This is a genomic window from Aliiroseovarius sp. F47248L (genome assembly GCF_023016085.1).
Taxonomy (GTDB): domain Bacteria; phylum Pseudomonadota; class Alphaproteobacteria; order Rhodobacterales; family Rhodobacteraceae; genus Aliiroseovarius.
Genome location: NZ_JALKBF010000001.1, coordinates 1,807,099 through 1,830,111 on the forward strand (window position 1 = coordinate 1,807,099; position 23,013 = coordinate 1,830,111).

Annotated in this window: 23 protein-coding genes; 11 read left to right on the plus strand and 12 right to left on the minus strand. The window is 55.2% G+C overall.

Translation table 11 applies throughout. The features are described from left to right. Positions 1 to 3 precede the first annotated feature (3 nt). Positions 4 to 2,883, plus strand: coding sequence for an AAA family ATPase (locus MWU51_RS08990; protein ID WP_247036528.1), 2,880 nt, complete (start codon positions 4 to 6; stop codon positions 2,881 to 2,883). A gap of 316 nt (positions 2,884 to 3,199) precedes the next feature. On the opposite strand, the gene MWU51_RS08995 is transcribed toward MWU51_RS08990, so the two are convergent. The 7 genes from MWU51_RS08995 to MWU51_RS09025 form a co-directional block, all read right to left on the minus strand. Continuing rightward, positions 3,200 to 3,853, minus strand: coding sequence for a Crp/Fnr family transcriptional regulator (locus MWU51_RS08995; RefSeq protein WP_247036530.1), 654 nt, complete (start codon positions 3,851 to 3,853; stop codon positions 3,200 to 3,202). 133 nt (positions 3,854 to 3,986) lie between these two features. Then, positions 3,987 to 4,727, minus strand: coding sequence for an ABC transporter ATP-binding protein (locus MWU51_RS09000; protein ID WP_247036532.1), 741 nt, complete (start codon positions 4,725 to 4,727; stop codon positions 3,987 to 3,989). Then, positions 4,724 to 5,581 (minus strand): ABC transporter ATP-binding protein, encoded by an 858-nt coding sequence (locus MWU51_RS09005; RefSeq protein ID WP_247036534.1) that lies wholly within the window; start codon positions 5,579 to 5,581, stop codon positions 4,724 to 4,726. The genes MWU51_RS09000 and MWU51_RS09005 overlap by 4 nt, the downstream gene beginning before the upstream one ends. After that, complete coding sequence (locus tag MWU51_RS09010; protein WP_247036536.1) at positions 5,581 to 6,489, minus strand: ABC transporter permease; 909 nt, start codon at positions 6,487 to 6,489, stop codon at positions 5,581 to 5,583. The genes MWU51_RS09005 and MWU51_RS09010 overlap by 1 nt, the downstream gene beginning before the upstream one ends. Positions 6,490 to 6,504: 15 nt before the next feature. Beyond that, complete coding sequence (locus MWU51_RS09015) at positions 6,505 to 7,578, minus strand: ABC transporter permease (RefSeq protein WP_247036538.1); 1,074 nt, start codon at positions 7,576 to 7,578, stop codon at positions 6,505 to 6,507. Continuing rightward, complete coding sequence (locus MWU51_RS09020) at positions 7,579 to 9,174, minus strand: ABC transporter substrate-binding protein (RefSeq protein WP_247036540.1); 1,596 nt, start codon at positions 9,172 to 9,174, stop codon at positions 7,579 to 7,581. Between the two features lie 50 nt (positions 9,175 to 9,224). Next, positions 9,225 to 10,286 carry a dipeptidase gene (locus tag MWU51_RS09025; RefSeq protein WP_247036542.1) on the minus strand — a complete coding sequence of 354 codons (1,062 nt, stop codon included), beginning with the start codon at positions 10,284 to 10,286 and terminating at the stop codon, positions 9,225 to 9,227. 115 nt (positions 10,287 to 10,401) lie between these two features. On the opposite strand from MWU51_RS09025, the gene MWU51_RS09030 reads away from it, so the two are divergent. The 6 genes from MWU51_RS09030 (at position 10,402) to MWU51_RS09055 (ending at position 14,961) form a co-directional block, all read left to right on the plus strand. Further along, complete coding sequence (locus MWU51_RS09030; protein ID WP_247036544.1) at positions 10,402 to 11,310, plus strand: LysR substrate-binding domain-containing protein; 909 nt, start codon at positions 10,402 to 10,404, stop codon at positions 11,308 to 11,310. Positions 11,311 to 11,445: 135 nt separating this feature from the next. Then, complete coding sequence (locus tag MWU51_RS09035) at positions 11,446 to 12,216, plus strand: DUF1538 domain-containing protein (protein WP_247036546.1); 771 nt, start codon at positions 11,446 to 11,448, stop codon at positions 12,214 to 12,216. Further along, entirely contained in the window at positions 12,213 to 12,995 is a 783-nt protein-coding gene (locus tag MWU51_RS09040) for a DUF1538 domain-containing protein (RefSeq protein ID WP_247036548.1), read from the plus strand. The genes MWU51_RS09035 and MWU51_RS09040 overlap by 4 nt, the downstream gene beginning before the upstream one ends. Continuing rightward, on the plus strand, positions 12,992 to 13,345 hold the full coding sequence (locus MWU51_RS09045) for a P-II family nitrogen regulator (protein WP_247036551.1): 354 nt from the start codon (positions 12,992 to 12,994) through the stop codon (positions 13,343 to 13,345). The genes MWU51_RS09040 and MWU51_RS09045 overlap by 4 nt, the downstream gene beginning before the upstream one ends. Next, positions 13,342 to 13,752, plus strand: a complete 411-nt coding sequence (locus MWU51_RS09050) for a CBS domain-containing protein (protein WP_247036553.1) — start codon at positions 13,342 to 13,344, stop codon at positions 13,750 to 13,752. The genes MWU51_RS09045 and MWU51_RS09050 overlap by 4 nt, the downstream gene beginning before the upstream one ends. Positions 13,753 to 13,950: 198 nt before the next feature. Further along, positions 13,951 to 14,961 carry a PAS domain-containing protein gene (locus tag MWU51_RS09055; RefSeq protein ID WP_247036555.1) on the plus strand — a complete coding sequence of 337 codons (1,011 nt, stop codon included), beginning with the start codon at positions 13,951 to 13,953 and terminating at the stop codon, positions 14,959 to 14,961. 28 nt (positions 14,962 to 14,989) lie between these two features. Here the strand turns inward: MWU51_RS09055 and MWU51_RS09060 are convergent, their stop codons facing one another. From MWU51_RS09060 to MWU51_RS09080, 5 genes are all read right to left on the minus strand, one after another. After that, on the minus strand, positions 14,990 to 15,595 hold the full coding sequence (locus tag MWU51_RS09060; RefSeq protein WP_247036557.1) for an exopolysaccharide biosynthesis protein: 606 nt from the start codon (positions 15,593 to 15,595) through the stop codon (positions 14,990 to 14,992). A 138-nt stretch (positions 15,596 to 15,733) separates the two neighbouring features. After that, on the minus strand, positions 15,734 to 15,892 hold the full coding sequence (locus MWU51_RS09065; protein WP_091430782.1) for a DUF1328 domain-containing protein: 159 nt from the start codon (positions 15,890 to 15,892) through the stop codon (positions 15,734 to 15,736). 64 nt (positions 15,893 to 15,956) lie between these two features. After that, the gene (locus MWU51_RS09070) at positions 15,957 to 16,772 is read right to left on the minus strand and encodes a mechanosensitive ion channel domain-containing protein (protein WP_247036558.1); all 816 of its coding nucleotides are present in this window, start codon (positions 16,770 to 16,772) and stop codon (positions 15,957 to 15,959) included. A gap of 9 nt (positions 16,773 to 16,781) precedes the next feature. After that, positions 16,782 to 17,897, minus strand: coding sequence for a hypothetical protein (locus MWU51_RS09075; protein WP_247036559.1), 1,116 nt, complete (start codon positions 17,895 to 17,897; stop codon positions 16,782 to 16,784). 94 nt (positions 17,898 to 17,991) lie between these two features. Next, the gene (locus MWU51_RS09080) at positions 17,992 to 18,456 is read right to left on the minus strand and encodes a CreA family protein (RefSeq protein WP_247036560.1); all 465 of its coding nucleotides are present in this window, start codon (positions 18,454 to 18,456) and stop codon (positions 17,992 to 17,994) included. A 172-nt stretch (positions 18,457 to 18,628) separates the two neighbouring features. On the opposite strand from MWU51_RS09080, the gene MWU51_RS09085 reads away from it, so the two are divergent. The 4 genes from MWU51_RS09085 to nhaA all read left to right on the plus strand — a co-directional run bounded on the left by MWU51_RS09085 (position 18,629) and on the right by nhaA (position 22,999). Further along, positions 18,629 to 20,017 (plus strand): mechanosensitive ion channel family protein, encoded by a 1,389-nt coding sequence (locus MWU51_RS09085; RefSeq protein WP_247036564.1) that lies wholly within the window; start codon positions 18,629 to 18,631, stop codon positions 20,015 to 20,017. A gap of 3 nt (positions 20,018 to 20,020) precedes the next feature. After that, positions 20,021 to 20,827, plus strand: coding sequence for a formate/nitrite transporter family protein (locus MWU51_RS09090; RefSeq protein WP_247036565.1), 807 nt, complete (start codon positions 20,021 to 20,023; stop codon positions 20,825 to 20,827). 95 nt (positions 20,828 to 20,922) lie between these two features. Then, positions 20,923 to 21,099, plus strand: a complete 177-nt coding sequence (locus tag MWU51_RS09095) for a PLD nuclease N-terminal domain-containing protein (RefSeq protein ID WP_247038783.1) — start codon at positions 20,923 to 20,925, stop codon at positions 21,097 to 21,099. 64 nt (positions 21,100 to 21,163) lie between these two features. Beyond that, positions 21,164 to 22,999, plus strand: a complete 1,836-nt coding sequence (nhaA, locus tag MWU51_RS09100) for a Na+/H+ antiporter NhaA (RefSeq protein WP_247036567.1) — start codon at positions 21,164 to 21,166, stop codon at positions 22,997 to 22,999. Positions 23,000 to 23,013 lie beyond the last annotated feature (14 nt).

Here is a 23,013-nt window from a genome sequence, read left to right on the forward strand (position 1 = left end):
ATAATGCAGGTTATTAATTGCTTGGCATGTTCCGAGCCGCTGGTTCAGGGTGCAAAATTCTGTGGGCACTGCGGTGCAGAAGCGGTTCTGGACGCACAGAACCCCGAATTACGCGTTTTGACAATCCAATTTGTCGATCTGGTCGGGTCGACCGCTTATGCCAATTCAGCCGAGCTTGAGGACTACGACGACACAATCGCAGCGTTCCACGCGCTGGTCAGCAATGTGGTCACAACCTATCGCGGCACCGTCTTGCAACGCTATGGCGATGGTGTCCTGTCATGTTTTGGGCTGGGCCATGACGGGGAAGATTCCGCGCTTTCCGCTATTGCTGCCGGTCTGTCCATTGCAAAAAGCGCCCCGGATAAACTGCACGGCCATAATGTTCGCGTCGGGATCGACAGCGGTCAGGTCATGTGCCGGGTGGGCCAAACCGGCACACTTTTCCCGCAATTGGCAGGGTTGCATGTCAATCGCGCAGCCCGCTTGCAGGAACAAGCCCAAACCGGTGGCGTCGTTATCTCGGGCGAAACACAATCGTTCTTGTCGCGGTTGGCAAAGCTGGACATCACGTCGCATGAACAACTTGCTCTGAAAGGCATCGACCAGCCTGTTGAAATAATCGGCGTAACTGGCTTTACATTTCTTGAGCAATCGGACAGTGGCAGAAAGCTCCTTGAGCGCGAGAGCGAACTGTCAACCCTAATGGGAAGTACAGCGACAACCTTCGCACTGGTTGGGCCTGCCGGAATCGGCAAGTCAGCGGTGCTGAATGAACTGGTCCACCGCCTTGATACGACGCCCGTCATCTGTTTGGACGCACGGGCAAATCTCAGCCAAACAGCGCTGTTTCCCGTGATAGAGGCCGTGCGAAGCGAGCTTTCCCTCACCGACGCCTCGCCTCCAAGCGTGTTGCTGGCAGGCCTATCAGGCATCGGTTTCGCCCCCTCTGAGCAAGACCTGAACCTGATGGCTTCCGTTCTGGGCCTTCGTGATGCAACGCCAGTGCGTCTTCCTCCGGAACAACAAAAAGCACGCCGAATTGAATTGATGACCGAAGCCCTGCACAGGCTGGCTCAACACAAGAAGGCGGCATTGGCATTCGACGACTTTCACTGGGTGGATGAAGAAAGTGCAACCGTCCTTCGCAAACTGATCAACGATCCAGGGTTCACGAACCGAATAGTTATCACCAGCCGACGTTGTGACCAGATGACCACGTTGATTGACGAAGCAGATATCCAAGCGATCGACCTTCAACCATTGTCTGACACGGCTGCTTATGATGCGCTTGCCGCATATAAAGAATTGAAGGATGAAACGCGTCGCAGCATCATTTCCGGCGCAGAGGGTAACCCGTTGTTCCTGTTGGCTTTGGCAGAGCGTTCTCGCCAACTGGGCAATCAAGCCGGTAATCTGCCCTTGCCCCAAACCATCGAAGCAACTTTCCAAGCAATCATCGACGGACTTGGTCCTTTGAAAGATGTAGTTCAATGTCTTTCAATCTTGGGGCGTGTTTTTGATCCTGAACATGCAAAGTTCCTGTTGTCCGACCGAACCGGTATCGAAGACGAACTGCGTGTTCTGACCATCAACGGTGTTCTACACAAGCGGCGCGATGGTTTGACATTTGACCACATCCTTTTGCGCGATGCCGCCTATGAGATGCTGCCCGGAAAGCGCCGCCGCGCCCTTCATCTGCAATTTGCTGATCAGTTGCGACAGGAAGAACCAGAACTTGTTGCCCGATTGCCAGAGCTGCTGGCCGACCATATTCTGGCTGCCAAAGCCCACGATCAGATCCCGTCAGCCTGTATCGCTGCGGGTGTCCGAATGTTGATGGCGGCCAACTTCGACCCGGCCATCAAATATCTGGACAGTGCACAGGTTGATATGGAGAAGCAGGCGAAGGGTAAGTTCGTCACGCGGGAAGAATACCTCCCGGTTTTATCGCTGCATGCCAGTGCCTTGGTACAACGACTGGGATTTTCTCATCCGAATGTATTGGACAGCTATAAAAAGCTCGAAAGTGCAATCAGCTACGCCAAGGGCACCGACCGACAACGGATGATCACGCTCTACGGCCTGTTCGCTCATCGTATCATCAGCGGCGAAGTCCGTTCCAGCCGTGAATTGGTTGACCAAATGGAAAAGCTAACCAAACACGGGTCTGATGAACTTTCCGTCTTGTGGTTGGTTAACAAAACCGCTCAAGAGCTTTATTCCGGTGAATTCGAAGCGGCCGAGAACAGCAGTAATGCGTTGAAAAACCTCTATCGCTCAGAAGATCATGGGATGCTGTTTGTCGAAATCGGTGCAGACCCCTTGGCTGCGGTCCTGTCGGCAGATGCGCATATCCTTATTCGCAAAGGTGACAAGACTGGCGCTGTAGAAGCGATTGCGGCCGCAAAAAGCCACCTAAACGCGATCGGCGCAACAACGCAGTTGCCTTGGATTCATATTTTTGGGGCACAGGCATATTTTGAAGGCGGTCATTTGCCGCTTGCCTTGGCCGAAATCCAGACCGGCATTGAAATTGCTGACGAGCAGAATGCCGGATTCTGGTCGTTGATTGGACGGTTGTGGCAATCACTGCTTAGAGTTTATGACGGCGATCTGGAGGCTGCACCTATGTTCGAAGGCTTTATCAGCCATGCCAGTGCCATCGGCGCCCAGTTAAATCTGCCATTTTACAATGCTGTGCTGGCTAAGGTGAAAGCTGCGAATGGCGATCTGGAGGACGCTCAGGATTTGATCAAGCAAGCCGAAGAGATGATCGAAACACGCGGCGAACGTGAATGGATGTCTCGTTTCGAAGCAATCCGTGCGGACATCGAAAAAAGCGGGCGGTCGGCGCCTCCGGGTCGGACAACCCGGAGTTGACGTAGCGCCTTCACCACTCACGGCCACCATAATTGATGTAGCCCTACCCGACCGTCATCTGTCAGGTGGAAGCACCCCAGAAATGTCCGGCAGAAGCCGGGATGTAATGTCGCTCCAACGCCGCAATGCGGCCACCCAAAGCGATACCTTGCTAAGTTATCGTGCTAAAAAACCTTTTGTTTTAGGGCCTTCAGCGCTTCCACCTCTATGTATAAGCGCAAATTGCGTCAAAACTTGTGACGCAGGTCACACTTGCAGACATGTTTGCAGCGAATATGTGATTATTTCATGAAAGGCGCAGTTATCCGCATCATTTTCAATCGCCATCATTTAACGCGATGTCTTCCAGCGCATTCAGATTCGTAACAACGACCGCCCCTTTTTCAAACTGCGCAATTCCGTCCTTGGCCCATATGCGCAACTGTCGGTTTACGTTTTCACGTGTCAACCCTGCATAAGCCCCTAGCCAACTTTGACTGACCTGAACCCGGTTGTTTCCAGCTTCCGCATTCTGATCTTTCAACAGACGCAGAACGCAGCTGGCCAGTCGCGACCGACCGCTGGCCAGTGCCTTCAGTTCAAACATCTCAGACGCATTGCGGGCTTTCTGGCAGAGGGCCATAATGACAAGAATGGCGCTGTCGCCATCCTCTCTCAGGATTTGCAGAACTTCACGGCGGGCCACTTCCAAACCAATTACCGGTTCGACAGCGACAACATCGGCGCTGCGCGGTCCGCCATCCAAACAAGCGATGTCACCTATAACTTCACCTGCGCCGACCAGACCCAGAATGGACTTCTGGCCCGTTGCGGTGGTGATGCTGACTTCCGCTTGTCCCGATTCCATGATCAGCAATGATGCCCCAGGATCACCATGGCTGAAAATCTGTGCACCTTTCTTGAAGTCACATCGCCGCCCTTTTTCAGCAAGTAACTCAAGTGTTTGACGCTCTAGCGCTTCGATGACCATGTTGCCCCCCACGATAACGCCGACACCAAGCACTCAGCGTCGAAACTGACCTGATGCTTAAATCAGATAATCGCAAAGGGAAACATGTTTGCGCCCGCTATCCGGATCAATCGAACGGGTGTTCAGACACCTGCTAAAGTGAGGCTTCCAGCAATTGCTTTGAATATGGATGCTCGGCGTTCATGTGCCTGAGCACATCAACATCCAGCACCTCGACAATCTCGCCATCCTTCATCACCGCAAGACGGTCGCACATATGGCCCACCACAGAAAGGTCATGGGACACCATCACATAAGTCAGGTTGTGCACCATACGCAAGTCTGCCAGCAGGTTCAGAATTTCTGCCTGCACCGACACATCCAGCGCCGAGGTGGGTTCGTCAAGCAAAAGCAAATCTGGTTCCGGTGCAAGAGCACGGGCAATCGCCACACGCTGCCGTTGACCACCAGAAAGCTGATGTGGGTACCGAAAGCGGAATTTCTGCCCCAGCCCCACGTCGTCCAACAGCTTTACCACCCGCGCGTCAATATCTTTAAACCCATGCAGATGTAAGGTTTCACCCAAGACCTGATCAACCGAATGGCGCGGGTGAAGCGAGGCATAGGGGTCCTGAAACACCATCTGAACGGTTTTGAAGAACGACTTGGGCCGTTTGTGCCCAATCACCTGACCCTCAACCGTGATTTTGCCCGACCAATCGGGCGCCAAGCCGGTTATGGCACGCAAGATCGTAGACTTTCCCGACCCACTTTCCCCAACCAAACCGAAACTTTCACCCTGCGCCACATCGAATGTGGCATGTTTGACGGCGTCCACCCGGTCGCGATGGGTGCCGAACCAGACGTTCAGGTCCTGAACTTCTAACATCTTCATACGCGACCACTCACACTTGGTGCTTCGGACCACGCGGGGTCACGCTGCAACACTTCAAGCCGGTCGCGTGGCGCGTCCAGCCGGGGAAGTGAGTTCAGCAGTCCGCGGGTGTAGGGGTGCTTGGCCTCATGCAACTTGTCAGCATCACATACCTCGACAATGCGGCCCGCATACATGATCAAGACCCGGTCACAGAAATCGGCGACAAGGTTCAGGTCGTGACTGATAAAGATCAGGCCCATGCCGCGTTCCTTCACCAACTTGTCCATGATATCCAACACTTGTCGCTGCACGGACACATCCAGCGCTGATGTCGGTTCGTCCGCAATCAAAATTTCGGGGTTCGGGATCAGCATCATTGCGATCATGATCCGCTGGCCCATCCCGCCTGACATCTCGTGTGGGTAAGCGCGCATGACCCGTTCGGGGTCTCGGATTGACACGGCTTCAAGCATCTCAAGTGACTTGTTGTATGCCTCAGACTTTGAGGCTTTGCTGTGCAGACGATAGGCTTCGATGATCTGGTCGCCGATGGTCATCACCGGGTTCAGCGAGAATTTGGGATCTTGCATCACCATGCTGATCCGTTGCCCGCGCACATCTCGCATTTCCTTTTCGGTCTTGCCCAGCAGGTTGACGCCCTCAAGGTTGATGTGATCGGCTTCAACGATTCCCGGTGGCCGGATCAGGCGCAGGATGGCGCGGCCCGTCATCGACTTACCGGACCCGCTTTCGCCTACGATCCCCAACCGCTCGCGCCCCAATGCGAAAGACACTCCACGCACGGCGTCAAACACCCCATGGCGGGACGGGAATTTCACCCACAAGTTTTCAACGTCAAGAAGGATGCTCATCATTCACCTGCTTTCGGGTCAAGGACGTCACGCAAACCGTCGCCCAGAAGGTTGAAGGCCAAAGACACCGTGAAGATAGCCAATCCGGGCATGGTGGCGACCCACCAGTGATCCAGAATGAACCGGCGGCCTTCCGAAATCATCGCGCCCCATTCCGGGCTGGGGGGTTGCGCACCAAGGCCAAGGAAACCAAGACCAGCGGCGGCGAGGATAATCCCTGCCATATCCAGCGTTACCCGCACGATCAGCGAAGAAATGCACAGTGGCCAGATATGCTTGGTGATGATCCTCAGCGCGCCTGCCCCCTGCAGCTTGATCGCGCTGATATAGTCCGACGACCGGATCGTCAGCGTTTCAGCCCGCGCAATCCGCGCATAGGGGGGCCAGGCGGTCAGCGAAATGGCAAGCACTGCGTTTTCAATCCCAGCGCCCAAGGCCGCCACAAAGGCCAGCGCCAGAACCAGCCGCGGGAACGCCAGAAAGATATCAGTGATGCGCATCAAAACGGTATCCGTCCAGCCGCCCACATAGCCCGATATCGTGCCGACCAGAAGCCCTGCGACCGGCGCGATCAGCGCAACCAGCGCCACGATGTAAAGCGTGATCCGTGCGCCATAGATCAGCCGAGACAGAATATCCCGACCCAGACTGTCGGTGCCAAGAACATGCTCATCTGTGCCCAAAGGTGCCAGCCGGTTGCCCAGATCCTGCACAAAGGGATTATGCGGCGAAAGCCACGGCGCGGCGGCGGCGATGACAACCAGCGCCACCAGAATTCCCAACCCGATCATCGCCATCGTGTTGCTGCGAAAAGACAGCCAGCCCTGATAGAAAGCCGAAATTTTCGCATGGCGGCGTGACGTCGGAGTGTCCGTCAACAGCCATTGTTTCAGTGTTAGTTCAGTCATTGTTACTGTCCCGCCCTATTTCGCGCGTGGATCAAAGACCTTGTAGAGCAGGTCAGAGAATATATTGAGCAGGATGAAAACCAAACCCACCACGACGGTGCCGCCAAGCACAGCATTCATGTCGGCAGACAGTAGGGCCGTGGTGATATAGCTGCCAATGCCGGGCCATGAGAAGATGATCTCGGTCAGGACGGACCCTTCCAGAAGGCCTGCATAGCTCAGCGCAATCACCGTGATCAGTTGCACGCGAATGTTCTTAAACGCATGTTTCCAGATCACGTCCCATTCCGACATGCCCTTCACACGCGCGGTGGTCACATATTCGGCGCTGAGTTGTTCCAACATGAACGACCGCGTCATCCGGCTGATGTAAGCCAATGAATAGTAGCCAAGAAGCGATGCAGGCAGGATGATGTGGGAAAACGCGTCCTTGAATACGTCCCAGTTTCCATCAAGCACGGCGTCCAAAAGCAGCAAACCGGTGACACTGGGCACCACGTCAACATAGAAGATGCCGACGCGGCCCGGTCCACCGACCCAGCCAAGTATTCCATAGAAGACCAGTAACCCCATCAGGCCCAGCCAGAAGATCGGCATGGAATACCCGACAAGCGCAACGACACGTGCGATCTGGTCAATCCACGATCCCTTGCGCACAGCCGCCAGAACGCCAAGAGGCACGCCCAGAACAACGCCAAATAGGATACCGAGTGTGGCAAGCTCAAGCGTGGCTGGGAATACCCGCGCGATGTCTTCCGACACTGGACGCGCGTTCAGCAACGAGGTGCCAAAATCCAGGTGCAGTACATCCCAGATATAGTAAAGAAACTGTACAATCAGGGGCTTGTCCAACCCAAGTTGCTGATAAACAGCGTCATAGGTTGATTGCGAAGCACGTTCTCCCACGATCGACAACACAGGATCAATCGGCATGACCCGCCCGATGATGAAGGTCACAAACAACAGGCCCAGAAGCGTCACCGCAATCGACCCCAGCGTTCGAAGGGTTGTGCGCGCAACAGGCCATAACGTGGCGGAAAGAGGCGCCCTTGGCGGGCGCCTCTCGTGATTGTCTTCGCTCAGGGCCATTTACTTGGTGACCTGCCAGTAAGCGGCAGAGGTCACAGCCTGTCCCGTGGACCAGTTCATTACGTTCTCACGCAGCGCAGACTGTTCGATCTGCTGGAACATGATCGCGAAGGGCGAGATGTCGCGGAACTCGGCCTGTATATCCTGATACATCTGGATCCGCTTGTCGCGATCGCCTTCGGTCACGGCGGCTTCGACTTTTTCGGTCAGCCCGCCCGTATCCCAACTGTTGCGCCAGGCCAGAAGGCCGGTGGCCTGTGCTTCGTCGCTGTTGTCGGGGTTATAGGCAAACGTGCCCGCATTTGTTTGCGGGTCAGGATAGTCCGGCCCCCAAGCCCCCAGATACATGTCCAGTTCGCGGGCGCGATACCGGGCAAGGATCTGTTTTGCGGTGCCCACGGTGATGTTCAGGGTGATCCCGGCTTGCGCCAGCGTGTTTTGCAGGGATTGCGCGATTTCGATCCGCTCCTGCGCTTCACGCACACCGGTTTCGATCTCAAGCCCTTCAACACCTGCTGCGGCCAGAAGTTCCTTGGCCTTCTCGATGTTCAGCGAGAAGGGGTTTTCCTCGGACGCGCCGAGATAAGTCGCGGGAAGGAAGTTCTGATGGATTGTATACTGACCTTTCAGGAAGCTGTTCTTCATCCCTTCATAGTCGATCAGGTATTTGAATGCCTGCCGCACCTCGGGCTTGGACAGCTCGGGGTGTTTCTGGTTCAGCGACAGATACATCAGACGGCCCTTGAGCTCGTCTTCCACCTTGATGCCGCCAGCTTCCATCACACCGGCAATGTCTTCCGGGTTCAGGTTGCGGGCGATGTCGATGTCTCCGCGTTCCAGAAGCAGACGCTGCGACGCACTTTCCAGCACGTGACGCACGATCACCCGCTCCATCGCAGGGGCGCCGCCGTAATAGTCGGGGTTCGACACAAGCGTCACGCTTTCATTCGGCTTCCAGCTGTCCAGCGTGTAAGGCCCGGACCCGGCCGAGTTTGTCTTGAGCCAGGTATTGCCCATGTCACCCTCGACCTCGTTGGCCATGACGACTTCCTTGTCGACAATTGCACCGATGGTGGCCGTCAGGCAGTTCAACACGAACGAGGTCGCATATTGCTTGTCGGTGGTGATCATCAGCTTGTTGCCGTCAGCCTTAATGGTCTCAGCCACGTTTTCCGGCGTGAACCCGAACTGAGTCAGGATAAACGCCGGCGTCTTATTCAGAATGACGGCCCGTTGCAGCGAATACGCGGCGTCTTCGGCCCGCACCGGGTTGCCGGAATGGAACGTGACCCCTTCGCGCATGGTGAAGGTGATGGTCTTGCCATCCTCGCTGACCTCCCAGCTTTCGGCAAGGCCCGGTTGGTAGCCCGCAGCAAGGTCAAGCGGGTCCAAGTAGACCAGACGATTATAGATATTGCGGCTGATGTCCGAGCCAGCGAACTCGAAACTCTCGGCTGGGTCCAGCGTGGTCACATCATCGATACGGTTGGCGATGACCAGCATGTTGGCGGGTGTCTCGGCGTGGGCGGCAAAGGATGACACCCCCACGGCAAGACCGATCGCAGCACTTGTTAGCAATCTGTTGATGGTATTCATATTTGAACCTCTCCTGTTCGGTTACTGTTTGGGCTGCATGCAGGTTGGGGCTATTCCCCCCACGTTTTTTCCAGCACACGCAGCCAGTTTTGATGGCAAAGCTTAGATATTAATGCCTCGCCATATCCGTATTGCGCCATGGCCTGCCTGAGCTTTGGCAGACCGGCACAAGTCGTTACGTCTTGGGGCACGACAGCCCCGTCATAATCTGATCCCAAACCGACGCGATCCTCGCCCAGATGTTCTATCAAATGGTCTAGATGGCGCAGCATTTGTGTCAGCGGCACATCTGACAGCATCCTCCCGTCATCGCGCAAGAAGGCCACCGCAAAGTTCAACCCGACCATACCATCGCTTTCGCGGATCGCCGCCAGTTGTTTGTCGGTCAGATTGCGACTGTGCGGACATATGGCGTGGGCGTTTGAATGGGTTGCCACCAAGGGTTTGGTCGAATGGCGCGCAACATCCCAGAATCCGGCTTCGTTCAGGTGGGACAAGTCTATCATGATGCCAAGCTCATTGCACCGACGGATCAGGCGCAGCCCGTGATCGGTCAATCCATCCCCGATATCCGGCGTGGCGGGATAGCGAAACGGGACACCATGACCGAAGATCGTCGACCGGCTCCAGACCGGGCCAATCGAGCGCAGCCCTGCTTGATACAGCACCTCAAGCGTATTCAGCTCTGCGTCAATCGCTTCGGCCCCTTCGATATGCAGAATGGCGGCGATGTGACCAGCTTCGAGCGTCTTTCGTATCTGCGCTGCCGTGCGGCAAACGGTCAGCGCACCACGATCTTGCAGGTCAAACAGAATGGCGATTTGCGCCATGGCTACGGGAAACGCGTCTTCCCAGTCGATTGGGTCAGGCAGAGGCAGATCATAGCTTGGCTTCGCCATCTCCTCCATCTTGAAGTCCGCATCGACCGGAGACGGAATGTAAACGGCAAAAAACCCACCTCCAAAACCACCTGCTCGGGCGCGTGGAATGTCGATGGCACCATCGCGACCAGTCAAGAAGGTTTGTGCAGCGGCTTTACCGCCACCGCGATAAAGCTTCAGCAAAACGTCGTTATGCCCATCAAACACCAAAGGTGTGGTTTGGCCGCTCACGTGTGATTTCCCCCAAGGCAACACCGCGCCAGCTTATGTCAGAGTTTCTCATAGACGAGAGAAATCTTCATGATATTTTCTCATAAGGTGATTACACTTATGAAGAGAGAGCCTTATGCCGACCAAATCCTGGCATAGTTTGCCCGAATATCAGGCCCTTCGCGCCTTGATGGAAAGCGGTACGACATCAAAAGCGGCGGTCAGACTAGGCTTATCGCAATCCGCAGTCAGCCGTTCCATAGCCAGCCTTGAAGCCCGCACAGGCCGAATCCTTTTTGAGCGTGAGGGGGGACGTTTGCGCCCCACCAGCGAAGCAGTGCAGATGAACCGGCGGCTGGATCCGTTGTTCGAGGCGTTAGACCGGATCGACGGCCACCCCGAAATGGCCCGCGAAACCCTGCGCCTGATCGCGCCCCCGACTTATGCCCACCGCTTCCTAGTGCATCACATTGCGACCTTTCTGAAAACCAACCCGCATTTCTATGTCAGCCTTGATGTGGCTCCGTCCGAAGATGTCATTCGCGGCATCCTCGACCGGCGGTTTGATTTGGGTGTCAGCGGGGTTGAGCTGTCGCGGAACGGTGTGAAACTGACCCCTTACCGGTCTGCCAGCGCGGTTTGTGCAATGCCACATGATCACCCACTGGCAGACAGGCCGATCATCCACCCTGCCGACCTGCATGAACAGTCGGTTGTGGCCTTGACGCACCGCCACGCCCGGCGCGCGCAGCTGGATAAGGTGCTGCAAGCACACCGCAGCACGCCCCGCATTGTGGCCGAGGCCTCAACGTCGTTTGCGGCGGTTGATCTGGCAAAAGAAGGGCTGGGGCTAACCATCGTGAACCCGTTCCCCATCGTGCAATACCGATCCGATGATGTTGTCTTTCGCCCTTTTGCCTCGCAGATCGAATACCGCAGTTATTTCGTGTCCTCAGACGACAGACCCACCTCCAGCGTCGCACGCGCCTTTATGAGGCACCTCAGATTGCACACTGCAAAGGACCCCTTCTCGAAAAAGGCGTGAATGCCGAAATTGGGACACACCAAGCTGATCGCAAACCACTTGGGCGAGAACCGAATTGTATGCCGGTTGGCTTGGTTCTAGTATTAGGTCAGCATGAAACGGTGACAGAGGTCGCGGTCTGACAGGCCCGCCTGCTTGATCCACGCATTTGGCAGGAACCCGTTGCTGGAAGAAATAAAATCCCTTGCGTATCTGACACTTGGCACCGCCCGTGATCTGGCGCCCATCGTTGGCGTCGTGGCAATGTTTCAATTTCTGATCCTGCGGCAACCCATGGATGATGTGGGCGAAAAGCTAATTGGGCTTCTGTTTGTCATGGCCGGGCTGGCAATCTTCATTCGGGGGTTGGAACTTGCGTTGTTTCCCATCGGAGAATCTCTTGCAGATGCCTTCGCCAACAAAGGCAGCCTGTTCTGGCTTTTGACCTTTGCCTTCTCGTTGGGATTTGGCACCACAGTGGCAGAACCAGCCCTGATCGCCGTCAGCCGCGAAGCGGCAAGGGTCATGTCCGACATCGGGGCCGTTGGCCCAACCAAGGGCGAGCAGACCAGCTATGCCGATGCGTTGCGATATACGGTTGCTGCGGCTGTTGGATCGTCCCTTGTTATCGGCGTAATGCGGATATTGCTGGGCTGGCCGATCCATTATCTGATCATCGGGGGTTATGTTCTTGTCGTGATCATGACCGCTTTTGCCCCGGCCGAGATCATCGGCATCGCCTATGACAGCGGCGGCGTAACGACATCGACTGTAACCGTGCCCCTGACCACCGCGCTGGGGGTCGGTCTGGCCAGCGTCATCAAGGGTCGCAACCCGATGATCGACGGCTTTGGACTGGTCGCTTTTGCCAGCCTTCTGCCCATCGTTTTCGTGCTGGGCTTCGGGATCGTGGGGTCAATGCGATGATCCACGAATTGCTGATCACTTTCGTTGCGACCATCAAAGATGTGCTGCCGATCCTTGCCGTCCTGATCTTTTTTCAGGCCGTCGTGCTGCGCAGGCCTGTGCCGCATCTGCGCAATGTTCTGGTGGGTGGTGTCTATGTCGTGCTGGGTCTGGGACTATTCCTGTTTGGCTTAAAAGAGGCGCTGTTCCCGCTGGGCGAAGCCATGGCCCGCCAGTTGACCGACCCTGCCTTTCTGGTCGATCCCACGGATTGGACCGCACATGGCTGGACGTATCTGTTCGCCTTCGCCATTGGGTTTTCCACCACGATCGCCGAACCATCCCTGATTGCCGTCGCCATCAAGGCTCGCGAAGTATCTGGCGGAACAGTGAGGGAATGGGGACTTCGTATCGCGGTTGCGACCGGCGTGGCCCTGAGCCTTGTGTTCGGTACCTATCGGATCGTCACGGGAACCCCGCTCTATATGTATATGATTGTGGGCTATGCGGTCGTTATCGTGCAGACCATGTTTGCGCCAAAGAACATCGTGCCACTGGCCTATGACAGCGGTGGTGTCACGACATCGACTGTAACTGTGCCGTTGGTGGCAGCCCTTGGACTTGGGCTGGCCTCGACCGTGCCGGGCCGCAGTCCGGCCCTTGACGGGTTCGGATTGATCGCGCTGGCCAGCCTGTTTCCGATGATCACGGTTATGGGCTATGCGCAACTGGTGCAATGGAATGACGCGCGGCGGGCCGAACCGTCTGCGCCAGATGCCAAAACGGAGGACATCGAATGAAGTTCAAACTGATCATCTCGCTGGTGCAGGATGCCTATACGGACGTCATTGTTGACGCTGCCCGCAGTGCTGGCGCCACCGGGGCCACGGTTATCACAAGCGTGCGTGGTGAAGGGTTGGAGAAGAAGAAGACCTTTCTGGGCCTGACGGTAGCCGGGCAGCGGGATATGGCGCTGTTTTTGGTCGAGGAACACCTTGCCGCCAATATCCTTGAAACAATCTGTGTTGCGGGCGAGTTCTTAAAGGAACCCGGGCGCGGCGTGGTCTTCCAGATCGACATCGAAGACGCAATCGGGCTTGAAACACAGGTGAAAGCCCTGAAAGCATCGTTAGAGAAGGACGAATTATGAGCCAGCCGGAAGAAATCCGCGTCCGCGACGCCGTACGGCAAGACCCACATATCATCAACGGCTTGGCATCGGTTGCTGAAGCCTTACAGATCATTGAAACATCCGGACATAACACGTTGGTCATCGAAAAGCGGTCGCCTGATGACGAGTTCGGCGTCCTGACAATCAGCATGATCGCGCGTCAGGTTTTTGCCAAAAACCGCGCACCTAAACGGGTCAGTGTTTACGAGGTGATGGAGAAGCCCGCGATCAACATCTCTGGGAACATGCAGGCTCGATATGCCATCCGATTGCTGACACGGCTAAACATTGATGTCGCATTGGTGGTTGAAGATGATGTGCTGCTGGGCACGGTGGGCCTGCGCGAACTGACATTGGCCGAGGCCGCTTCTGTGGTATCCAACTGACCCGACTGAAAGGGTTGACTCGACGAAGTGATTGACCCAATAGCGATTTCCGGCACAACTTCTAACACGGGAAATTTCATCCACACCGCAATTAATCGCGACGACGTTGAGTGATACGCGTCGCCTTGTCTTACACAATTTTGCACACCGCTTCCCAATTGGGAAAAGGTAAGCATTGCAAACAGAACAGGCCGTTTGATGTCCCGAACATATGATGATTCCTGGTTGCGTAAGAACCTGTCCGAACTTCCATATGCCACTTGCCTGACCGACCCGAACCTGCCGGACAATCCATTGGTGTTCGTCAACGATCTGTTCTGCGATCTGACCGGATACTCTCGCGAACAGTTGCTTGGAAAGAACTGCCGTCTTCTGCAAAGCCTCGCAACTGACCAAGATGAAATTTCACGCATGCGCGACGCAATTGGAAAAGGCAGAGAGATTGCAGCTGACCTTCTAAACACTCGCGCGGACGGCAGCACCTTCTGGAACAGATTGTCGATCAAACCCATCTACGACGATGACGGCACATTGCAGCGGTTCACCGGCGTTCTTATGCAGATCGAAGACAGCCCCATCGAAACGCTGCTGGAAGCACAGCGCCAATCCGAAACTGCCATCACCGAACTGCACCACCGGTTGAAGAACCACCTGTCACTTATTCACTCGTCCGCGCGGCTTCAGATCCGCGAAAGCGGCGAGAATGAAGGGTTGCTGGCGATCATGAACCGCATCCAATCCCTCCAAACACTCTATGCCGGGATGGAACAGGGAAGCGAAGCACCGGCCGAACTCGACCGGGTCGATCTGTTCGCCCACCTTTCCACGATTTGCGAAGCGATTACTGACCTTGAGGAGCGCATCAATTTTGAGTGTGACATCCCTGCGGAGCCAATCGAAGTCAGCATTGATACAGCCACGCAATTGGGAATGATGGTTGCGGAGCTTGTCACCAACGCGATGCAACACGCCTTTGGTGACACCGAGGGTACGATCACGTTGCTAGGTCAGGTCACAACGAATGGTGTCACCATTACAGTCGCCGATGATGGTCGCGGCATGACCGGCACTGAATCCGATGCTCTTGGTTCAGGTTTGGGCGGCAAAATACTGCACCAGATGGCAAAATCCCTGTCAGCCGAATTTTCAACAGAACAGCGCGACACCGGAACGGCCATTCGGTTGAGCCTTAGTTTGAACGACACATAACATCGCTCGAATAGACCCCGAAGCTGCCTCAGCTAATTAATTGACCGATGGTGATCACCAACACCGCCGTGGTCACCAGCCCGGTCAACCCCAGCAAAGCAAACACGCCATCCTTGCTGATCAGTGAGATGGACAGCAACGCGACGACCGCCGCCAGCAGCGATGATGTCATTGGTACCAGCTCAAGAAACGGCATGGCGGCGCCACACAGAAAGCAGACCGAGTAAAGCAGATAGGAAAACGGTGGAAGTGTCAGCACGGCCATCCGGCGCGTGGTGACGTTTTGCACCCATCTCATTGGTCCCTCAAGGCTAGACAAGGCCGTGTGGAGTTTTTGGCCCGGCATATGACGGCGCAGGATGTAGTCAGGCAGCCATAGTTGCTGACGACCAAGAAGCAACTGAGCCGAAACGATCGAAATCAGCAGGCCACAGACCGACGACAACCCCGGCACACCACTTAATGGCGTGACAATGACCAAACTGACAAACAACAAAATCGGCGTGAAAGACGCCACACCCAAATGGTCGATCATTGCCCCGATCGACCTTCCCTTTTGATCACGCAGATCAAGAAGGGTGTCAACAATTTCTGCGATCTGGTTATCGGGGTCAACATCGGGATCGTTTGTCATGCAGCCCCCTGCCTTGGCCGAGCATTTGCGATATCTACAGTGCGATTGCGCGACCACTGACAACAAAAAGCTGCGCACCCAACATGGTTTGAACCGTACCAGAAGACAGGGGCGCGCAGTGTTATTGAGCCGTTTGATTTAGCTGGCCGCACGGCGAAACAGCGTGATCACGAACAAGATCAGGAAGACAAAGAACAATATCTTCGCGATACCAGCAGCCGTACCAGCAATACCGCCAAAACCAAGGAACGCGGCAATCAGGGCGACAACGAGAAAAGTAATGGACCAACCTAGCATGATGTTTCTCCTTTATGTGTTTTCACTTGAAAGAAGAACGTGTGAAAGTCCGTTTGGTTCCCGACTATTCTGGCACGGCCCCAAAATCCGGCGTTGAGATGATCTTGATATCGGCATTGATCAGGGCGTCACGCCCACGTGTCGTCAGGTCTGTCGTGAAGTTGAACTGGTCCCGCAACTCGAACGGATAGGCTTTCAATCGCACACGGGTGGCGTAAACCTCATTGTGCATGATCACCTTCACAGGCCGCGCCCAGTCAAGATAGGGGCTGGTGTGGGCGACATCCGTCAGAATTTCGATGATCCCAGCTGTCGACCGATCCGGTGCAACCATGAACTCGGCGATGCACATCAGGGTTTTTGACCCATCGTTGGCGTTAGAGATGTTTTCGGACCAGATACGGGAATGTGGAATGGTGACAACGTCATCATCAGCGGTTCGAATCTTGACCGAGCGGGTGTGAATATCAATCACTTCGCCATAATCACTACCGATGAGTATCCAGTCACCGGAACGATAGGGACGCTCGAATATCGCCACGATACCCGCCACTGCACTGGTGGCCCAATCCTTGATTGCAAACCCCAACGCCACACCGACAGTGCCCAACACCAGCACGAAATTCTTCAGCGTGACATTGAAAACCATCGGAATGATCAAGACCACAGCGACGGCGAACAAGGTAACCCGTGCCAACGGGATCAGGTTCAAGGCCAGCAAACGAAACTGTGCAGGCAAATGCTCGGCGACGCGCGGCACAACAGAGCGCAGTGTTTGATAGAGCAGAAAACAAAGGACGATGACCAGCGCGATCTGCACAAACGTCCAGCTGGTCACTTCGTTGAACAGTCGGGTCAGATCGTAATTCTCAGCGTTCATCGCAACATCCTAAATCTGATCAAGAGGCAAGCCGGCTTCGGACAGAATGCGCCGCACATGCGGATAGGCCGACTGCCGGATAGATATCTTCCCCGCATCGTCGTCCACCAAACCGACCCGGCCCAGTGCAGAAGCAAGCCCCACCGGCAACGTCATCGGAAGCACCGCGGCCAGGTCTTTTATGGTTAGCGGGCCATGGATCAGTAACGCATGTAACATGAAGTGGCTGATCCGCTCGATCCGCGCGGGCAATTGAGGCAAGATCGGGTCCTGCAACCAAGTCGCTGTATCTTCTGCTTCGCTACCGTCTGCATCGTCATCAACACCTTCCGCGGCGACCTCGCGATTCACTGCGGCATCCAGCAGCCCGATCGCGGCCCATGGACAGCCGCACGCCCGCGCGGCAAGAGTTTTCAGATAAGGATCCTTGATCTCGCCTTCGGCATCTTTGGGCAGGATGCTTTCACCTGACTCGGCAGACTTAAACTCAACCTCGCTCATGTAGGTTCTCACTAGTTCTGCCAAGGCTTTGTCATTGAACGGTGCAAAGCAGCGCGCATCCGATACGACCGCCTCGATGTCAGAGGTCTGTGAGAGATAGGTCCAGGTCCAACTCGACACCCCCAGGAGCACCTTGCGTGACGTGCCATTCAGCTCTGACAAATATGCGCGCATCGCGGCCCGTCCTTCAAGGTTCCGCCGAACCAAAGATGAAATGTCCGGGACGATCAGAGCGCCCTTCCCGGCTGGAACTGCGGCCGCCTCGGCCAATTCCAAACCCCGATCTGTCGCCCAATCGCCGAGCAGGTTTTGCGGCACACTTGGCTGCATCACGAAAGCATATACGGGATGCGATCCATCCGTATGCCGCGCCCAATCCAAATAGAACTTGTCTAAACAATCGAACTGATGTGTCCGCAAGGCGTCCCAAAGCGCATCAGGGATCAAGGTTTCTGAAACAAGTTCCAGATCGTCCGGCAAGAGGTCGGATTTCCCCTTGTCCAGCACTCGTAGCCTTTCCAAAATCCGACGATAGCCGTCCTTCAACGAACTGGTAGCAGGCGCTCGCGGCCAGTCATACCTGCCAACGGGCACAAGTTCAGTGGGAAGCAAGGATGATGTCATTCGGCAACCTGTGAGACTGGGATCGGGGCGCACTTGATGAGTGTGCGATACGTGCTTGAAAATGCAAGGCCTTCCTGGGCAGGTATGATGAGTCTCACGGACTGTAGAGCGGCACCGTTGAGATCGACATTTTTGCTGATCCACTTTCGACCTCGCGCGCGTGTGCGATGTAGATCAGAACCTGATTGGCATCATCAAAGATGCGTTTCACGCGCAGACTTTTCAAAATAATCGACATGCGTTGGCTGAAAACGTCTTCGCCTTCGTCACTGCGATCTATGTCACCAACTATAATTGGTCCCGTCTGACGGCACGATATTGCGCTGTTTGACGGGTCTTCGAACCAATTACCATTCGACAAACGATCAACCAACCCACGTTCGAAATAGGCGATATGGCAGGTAACGCCCTCGACATCCGGGTCTTTGATCGCTTCAATAATGATGTCATTTCCCAGCCAATCGACGTCGACATTCCCCACCTGATCAGCGCGTGCAGGGGAAATCTCTGCAAGGCTCAACAGACACAGGCAAAGCAGGACGTATCTATACAATTTCATGGGCTTGGTCACCTTTTTTAATGCACATCTTTCACTACACCTGGAAAGAGTTTAACCGAAAAGCAACCAAGACCCCACAACGTAGCGAACGTTAACTCCAAAAAAGACATCGCCCTTGGGAACCATTCAGGTCATCCTGCGTTCTTAAACGAAGGAAATTTTAGGATATTCCATGGGGAAGACTTTCATACGGGTATTGGCCTTTGCTCTGATACTGGGCGCCTCATTGCCCGCCGGTCCTGTGTTGGGCCAAGCCAGCAGTGAAGGAATAGATGATGGGATTGAAACCGAAGTCGTCGATACAGACCAGACCATCTCGGTCATCGAAAGCGTACGTGATGACCAGATTGCCGCGCGCATTCAGGCTATCCTGAAAGCGACCGGATGGTATGAAGGCGTTCAGGTCGAAGTGCAGGATGGGATCGTCTTTCTGGACGGCACTGCGACCTCGTCCAAGCGGCAGGACTGGGCACGTGATCTTGCAGCAAAAACCGACGGCGTGGTTGCTGTCGTCAACCGATTGGCAGTGGCGCAGGATACTGATTTCTCGATAGATCCGGCAATCTCGGAGCTGCGCAGCTTGTGGGATAAAACAGTCGCTGCCGCACCGCTGATCCTTTTGGCGTTCTTGATCCTGCCCCTGGCGTTGTTTCTATCAACGGGCGTCGCACGGTTGGCGCGATGGGTATTGAAAAAACGACTGGGATCGCCCTTTTTGCGCGACGTGACCGCGCGGTTCATCGCTTTGCCGGTGTTTCTTGTCGGGCTGTACATCGTGCTACAAATTGCCGGGCTGACGCAGCTTGCAATCTCGGTTCTTGGGGGGGCAGGTGTGATCGGGATCGTCATCGGTTTTGCCTTCCGCGACATTGCCGAGAACTTTCTGGCCAGTTTGTTGCTAAGCCTGCGACAACCTTTTCGGCGCGGAGATTTTGTGGATGTGGCGGGACACCAAGGCATCGTGCACAGTATGAACACCCGCAGCACAGTTCTGGTGTCTCCGGAAGGAAACCATATTCAGATCCCCAATGCCGCCGTTTTCAAAGCGACTATCGAAAACTTCTCGGCCAGCCCCAGTCGGCGTGGGTCGTTCGAAGTAGGCATTGGTTATGACGCCTCAATCAGCGATGTGCAGGAAATCATTTTGCGTGAATTGGCAGAACATGAAGCCATTTCGAACGAGCCAGAGCCGATGGTTCTTGCCGATACGCTGGGTGCATCCACGGTGATCATCAAGATTTACTATTGGTTTAACGGGGAAACAATTTCACCACTGAAACTAAAATCTGTTCTGATCCGGCGCGTGATGAAAGCACTGACTGATGCGGGTATTAGCATGCCCGATGAAGCCCGCGAGATCATATTCCCGGAAGGCGTCCCGTTGGCACCCCCTCAGACCCCTGACCAATCCACGACGCCCACCGCCGCGATGCCCAAACCCAAACGCGAGCCAGAGCGCACCGCGATAGACGAAGATCTATCGAACGAAGTGGACAACCTTGAACCGCAGATGCAGGTGCAAGTCGAAGGCGACAAAAACAGCAACTTATTGGACAGTTGACACATGACCGAAGAAGAAATCGTCAAAGAGCAGGCCATCGAAGACGCCAGCAAGCTGACCGCAACAACGGTTTACGAAGTGATCCGGCGCAGTGGTGATGAAGAATTGGAACGCAGCAACGGGTCTCTGTTCTGGTCGGGTGTGTCCGCAGGGATCGTTATCAGCTTCTCGGTTCTGGGCGAGGCCGTCTTGCGCACTTATCTGCCGGATACATCCTACAGCTATCTGATCGAGAACCTCGGATACTCACTAGGGTTCGTGATGGTGATCATCGGACGTATGCAGCTTTTTACAGAGAATACGATCACGACCGTCCTACCCTTTCTGCACAGCCCAAGTTGGCACATATTCAACAGGATCGTTGTGCTGTGGGCGATCGTTTTGTTTGCCAATGTGATTGGAGCTTTTGCGATCGCGACCTTCTATGCCTACAGCGGCGCTATCACAGCTGAAATATTGCCCGCAATCGAAGAGCTGTCACGCCATGCCACGGGAATGCCCCCTGCCGAAAGCTTTGCTCGGGCAATTCCGGCGGGCATCCTGGTCGCAGCAATTGTCTGGATGCTACCCGAGGCTGGCGCTTCATCCGTGTCGATCATTGTGCTGTTCACATGGCTGATCGCGGCAGGAGATTTCACCCATATCGTCGCCGGGTCGGTGGAAATGGCTTATCTGATTGTTACCGGCGGGCTTGGGCTGCAACAGGCTGTATGTGGCTTCTTTCTACCGGTTTTGGCGGGCAATGTAGTGGGTGGAACAGTCATTTTTGCAATGCTCGCGTGGGGGCAGGTTCGCCGCGATATCAACTGAATCCTCCAACCCTTGAACTCTGACGCGATGATCTTAGCAATAGGTCATCCCTCTGGAACAGCGCGCTAACAACGAAAGGCCAAGCTATGAACAACATGACCATGAGCCTGGGCGGAGCCGTCGTCTTAGCCCTTGATATATATGCAATATACAGTATCCTGAATTCTCGTTCGTCGTCGCTTTCCAAGGTGCTTTGGACGGTCACTATCTTGCTGCTGCCGATCCTGGGCTTCCTTGCCTGGTTGCTGTTTGGCCCCCGCAGCGTGGATTAACGCAACCGGCAGGATGTTTCATTCTCAGTTGGGTGCTTCACCACTTTAGGATTTAGGCAAAACGATGGTGCTGAACAAAGACTACGACCCTACCCGTGATTTCGTCATCGGCAACGAAACGGCTGCCCGAAGGATTGTCTGGTTCGTTGACTTTACCGACAAACCTACTCGGCGTCTTCGGGACATCATCCTGCGGTTGGCAGATCGGCTATCCCCTGATCAGGTCACAGTTGCCATTCGCTTCACCTATCCTGAAGGCGACAAACGGGCAGATATTGCAGCACGAGCCGCCATCGCAGCCGGGCAGCAAGACCGCTTTTTCGACATGTTCACAACCCTGTTTGAAGCGTCGCCGAAATATACGCGCGCATCTGTCATAAAGCTGGCAAACAAGCTTGGACTGGACCTGCCCCGGTTTGAAGCGGATTTGGACGCGCCTGACGTCGCCCAGCGTATCCAACATGACCGCAATTCACTGTCTAAAGAAGTTCCACCCTCCGCGCCTTACCTGTTCATCGACGGGACGCTCTATCAGGGTGTTTGGGATGAAGTAGCCCTGCTGGAAGCGATCGAGCGTCCACTGGGTGTCCGGCTGGAAGTCGCCGCGTTCCGTTTTATCGACTGGGCCGCATCCGCCGGGATGACGTTGATTGTAGCGACAGTGGCCGCGTTGGTTTTCGTCAATGTCGGGTTTTACGACTTTTTCGACACGCTCAGAAACACATCCATCGGCCTGTTTGCGGGAAGCTGGCGATTGGACCTTAGCCTGCTGGCATGGATTAATGATGCCTTGATGGCTCTGTTTTTCCTTTTGGTCGGGATCGAGATCAAGCACGAGTTCGTCGAGGGCGAATTGTCAAATCGCTCGGCTGCGGCCATGCCGATCATTGCCGCATTGGGCGGCATGCTTGTGCCCGCCGGGGTCTATGCGGCATTGAACTGGGGCACGCCCGAGGTGCACGGTTGGGGCGTCCCGATGGCAACGGACATTGCGTTTACCCTTGGTATCCTGGCGTTGCTTGGCAACCGGGTTCCAACGTCGCTGAAAATATTCGTGTCAGCATTGGCCATCGTGGATGACCTTGGTGCGATCCTGGTGATTGCTGCATTTTATGGGCACGGCTTCCACCTGGTGGCCTTCATCACGGCGTGCGTCATCTTTGCAGCAATGATGGCGATGAATGTCGGTAAAATCTATTGGCGTGCGCCCTATCTGATCCTCGGTGTTGTTCTTTGGTATTTCATCCACGAAAGCGGTCTGCATGCGACCTTGGCGGGTGTTCTGACTGCCGTCGCCCTGCCAAGCCGTGCAAAAGCCAACCGGGCCGCTGTGGCTGCCCAGACCGCCAAATTGTTCGAGCGTGACAAACAGATCGGATCAGAAAACATCGTTGCTGCCCCGACTTTCATGCAGTTGCAGACCATCATGGACCGGCTTGGGGCACCGGGCGTTCATGTGCGGCACGCCCTGGAAAACTGGATCAACTTCCTTGTTCTGCCGCTGTTTGCATTCTTCAACACCGGGCTTCTGATCACTGCAAGCAGCGTGAACTTCACGGCTCCCGAAAGCCTTGGCACGATCCTGGGGCTGGTCGTCGGCAAACCGCTGGGCATCTTTCTGTTTGTCTATGCGGCCGCAAAACTGGGCCTAGGTCGGCTTTCATCAGAAATCAATCTGGTACAGGTTCTGGGTGCAGGGTGTCTGGCGGGGGTCGGCTTCACCATGTCGATTTTCATCGCCAACTCGGCCTTCGCGGGCACTCAGTTGGAATCCGTAAAACTTGCGGTCCTGCTTGCCTCATTGATTGCGGCGGTTCTGGGCAGTGTCATCCTTATCTATGCACACCGCGCGGTTCAGAAAAGTGCCGTAAATGAACCTAAGGAGGCCCCAGCTCCTTGATATCCAGAACGCAC

What these genes read in the sequence shown, in the direction of transcription:
- MWU51_RS09055 (WP_247036555.1), top strand. Translation starts at nt 13,951, where the DNA reads ATGTCCCGAACATATGATGATTCCTGGTTGCGTAAGAACCTGTCCGAA.
- MWU51_RS09065 (WP_091430782.1), bottom strand. Translation starts at nt 15,892, where the DNA reads ATGCTAGGTTGGTCCATTACTTTTCTCGTTGTCGCCCTGATTGCCGCG.
- MWU51_RS09070 (WP_247036558.1), bottom strand. Translation starts at nt 16,772, where the DNA reads ATGAACGCTGAGAATTACGATCTGACCCGACTGTTCAACGAAGTGACC.
- MWU51_RS08990 (WP_247036528.1), top strand. Translation starts at nt 4, where the DNA reads ATGCAGGTTATTAATTGCTTGGCATGTTCCGAGCCGCTGGTTCAGGGT.
- nhaA (WP_247036567.1), top strand. Translation starts at nt 21,164, where the DNA reads ATGGTGCTGAACAAAGACTACGACCCTACCCGTGATTTCGTCATCGGC.
- MWU51_RS09030 (WP_247036544.1), top strand. Translation starts at nt 10,402, where the DNA reads ATGCCGACCAAATCCTGGCATAGTTTGCCCGAATATCAGGCCCTTCGC.
- MWU51_RS09040 (WP_247036548.1), top strand. Translation starts at nt 12,213, where the DNA reads ATGATCCACGAATTGCTGATCACTTTCGTTGCGACCATCAAAGATGTG.
- MWU51_RS09000 (WP_247036532.1), bottom strand. Translation starts at nt 4,727, where the DNA reads ATGAAGATGTTAGAAGTTCAGGACCTGAACGTCTGGTTCGGCACCCAT.
- MWU51_RS09005 (WP_247036534.1), bottom strand. Translation starts at nt 5,581, where the DNA reads ATGAGCATCCTTCTTGACGTTGAAAACTTGTGGGTGAAATTCCCGTCC.
- MWU51_RS09015 (WP_247036538.1), bottom strand. Translation starts at nt 7,578, where the DNA reads ATGGCCCTGAGCGAAGACAATCACGAGAGGCGCCCGCCAAGGGCGCCT.
- MWU51_RS09045 (WP_247036551.1), top strand. Translation starts at nt 12,992, where the DNA reads ATGAAGTTCAAACTGATCATCTCGCTGGTGCAGGATGCCTATACGGAC.
- MWU51_RS09060 (WP_247036557.1), bottom strand. Translation starts at nt 15,595, where the DNA reads ATGACAAACGATCCCGATGTTGACCCCGATAACCAGATCGCAGAAATT.
- MWU51_RS09020 (WP_247036540.1), bottom strand. Translation starts at nt 9,174, where the DNA reads ATGAATACCATCAACAGATTGCTAACAAGTGCTGCGATCGGTCTTGCC.
- MWU51_RS09010 (WP_247036536.1), bottom strand. Translation starts at nt 6,489, where the DNA reads ATGACTGAACTAACACTGAAACAATGGCTGTTGACGGACACTCCGACG.
- MWU51_RS08995 (WP_247036530.1), bottom strand. Translation starts at nt 3,853, where the DNA reads ATGGTCATCGAAGCGCTAGAGCGTCAAACACTTGAGTTACTTGCTGAA.
- MWU51_RS09080 (WP_247036560.1), bottom strand. Translation starts at nt 18,456, where the DNA reads ATGAAATTGTATAGATACGTCCTGCTTTGCCTGTGTCTGTTGAGCCTT.
- MWU51_RS09085 (WP_247036564.1), top strand. Translation starts at nt 18,629, where the DNA reads ATGGGGAAGACTTTCATACGGGTATTGGCCTTTGCTCTGATACTGGGC.
- MWU51_RS09075 (WP_247036559.1), bottom strand. Translation starts at nt 17,897, where the DNA reads ATGACATCATCCTTGCTTCCCACTGAACTTGTGCCCGTTGGCAGGTAT.
- MWU51_RS09090 (WP_247036565.1), top strand. Translation starts at nt 20,021, where the DNA reads ATGACCGAAGAAGAAATCGTCAAAGAGCAGGCCATCGAAGACGCCAGC.
- MWU51_RS09095 (WP_247038783.1), top strand. Translation starts at nt 20,923, where the DNA reads ATGACCATGAGCCTGGGCGGAGCCGTCGTCTTAGCCCTTGATATATAT.
- MWU51_RS09050 (WP_247036553.1), top strand. Translation starts at nt 13,342, where the DNA reads ATGAGCCAGCCGGAAGAAATCCGCGTCCGCGACGCCGTACGGCAAGAC.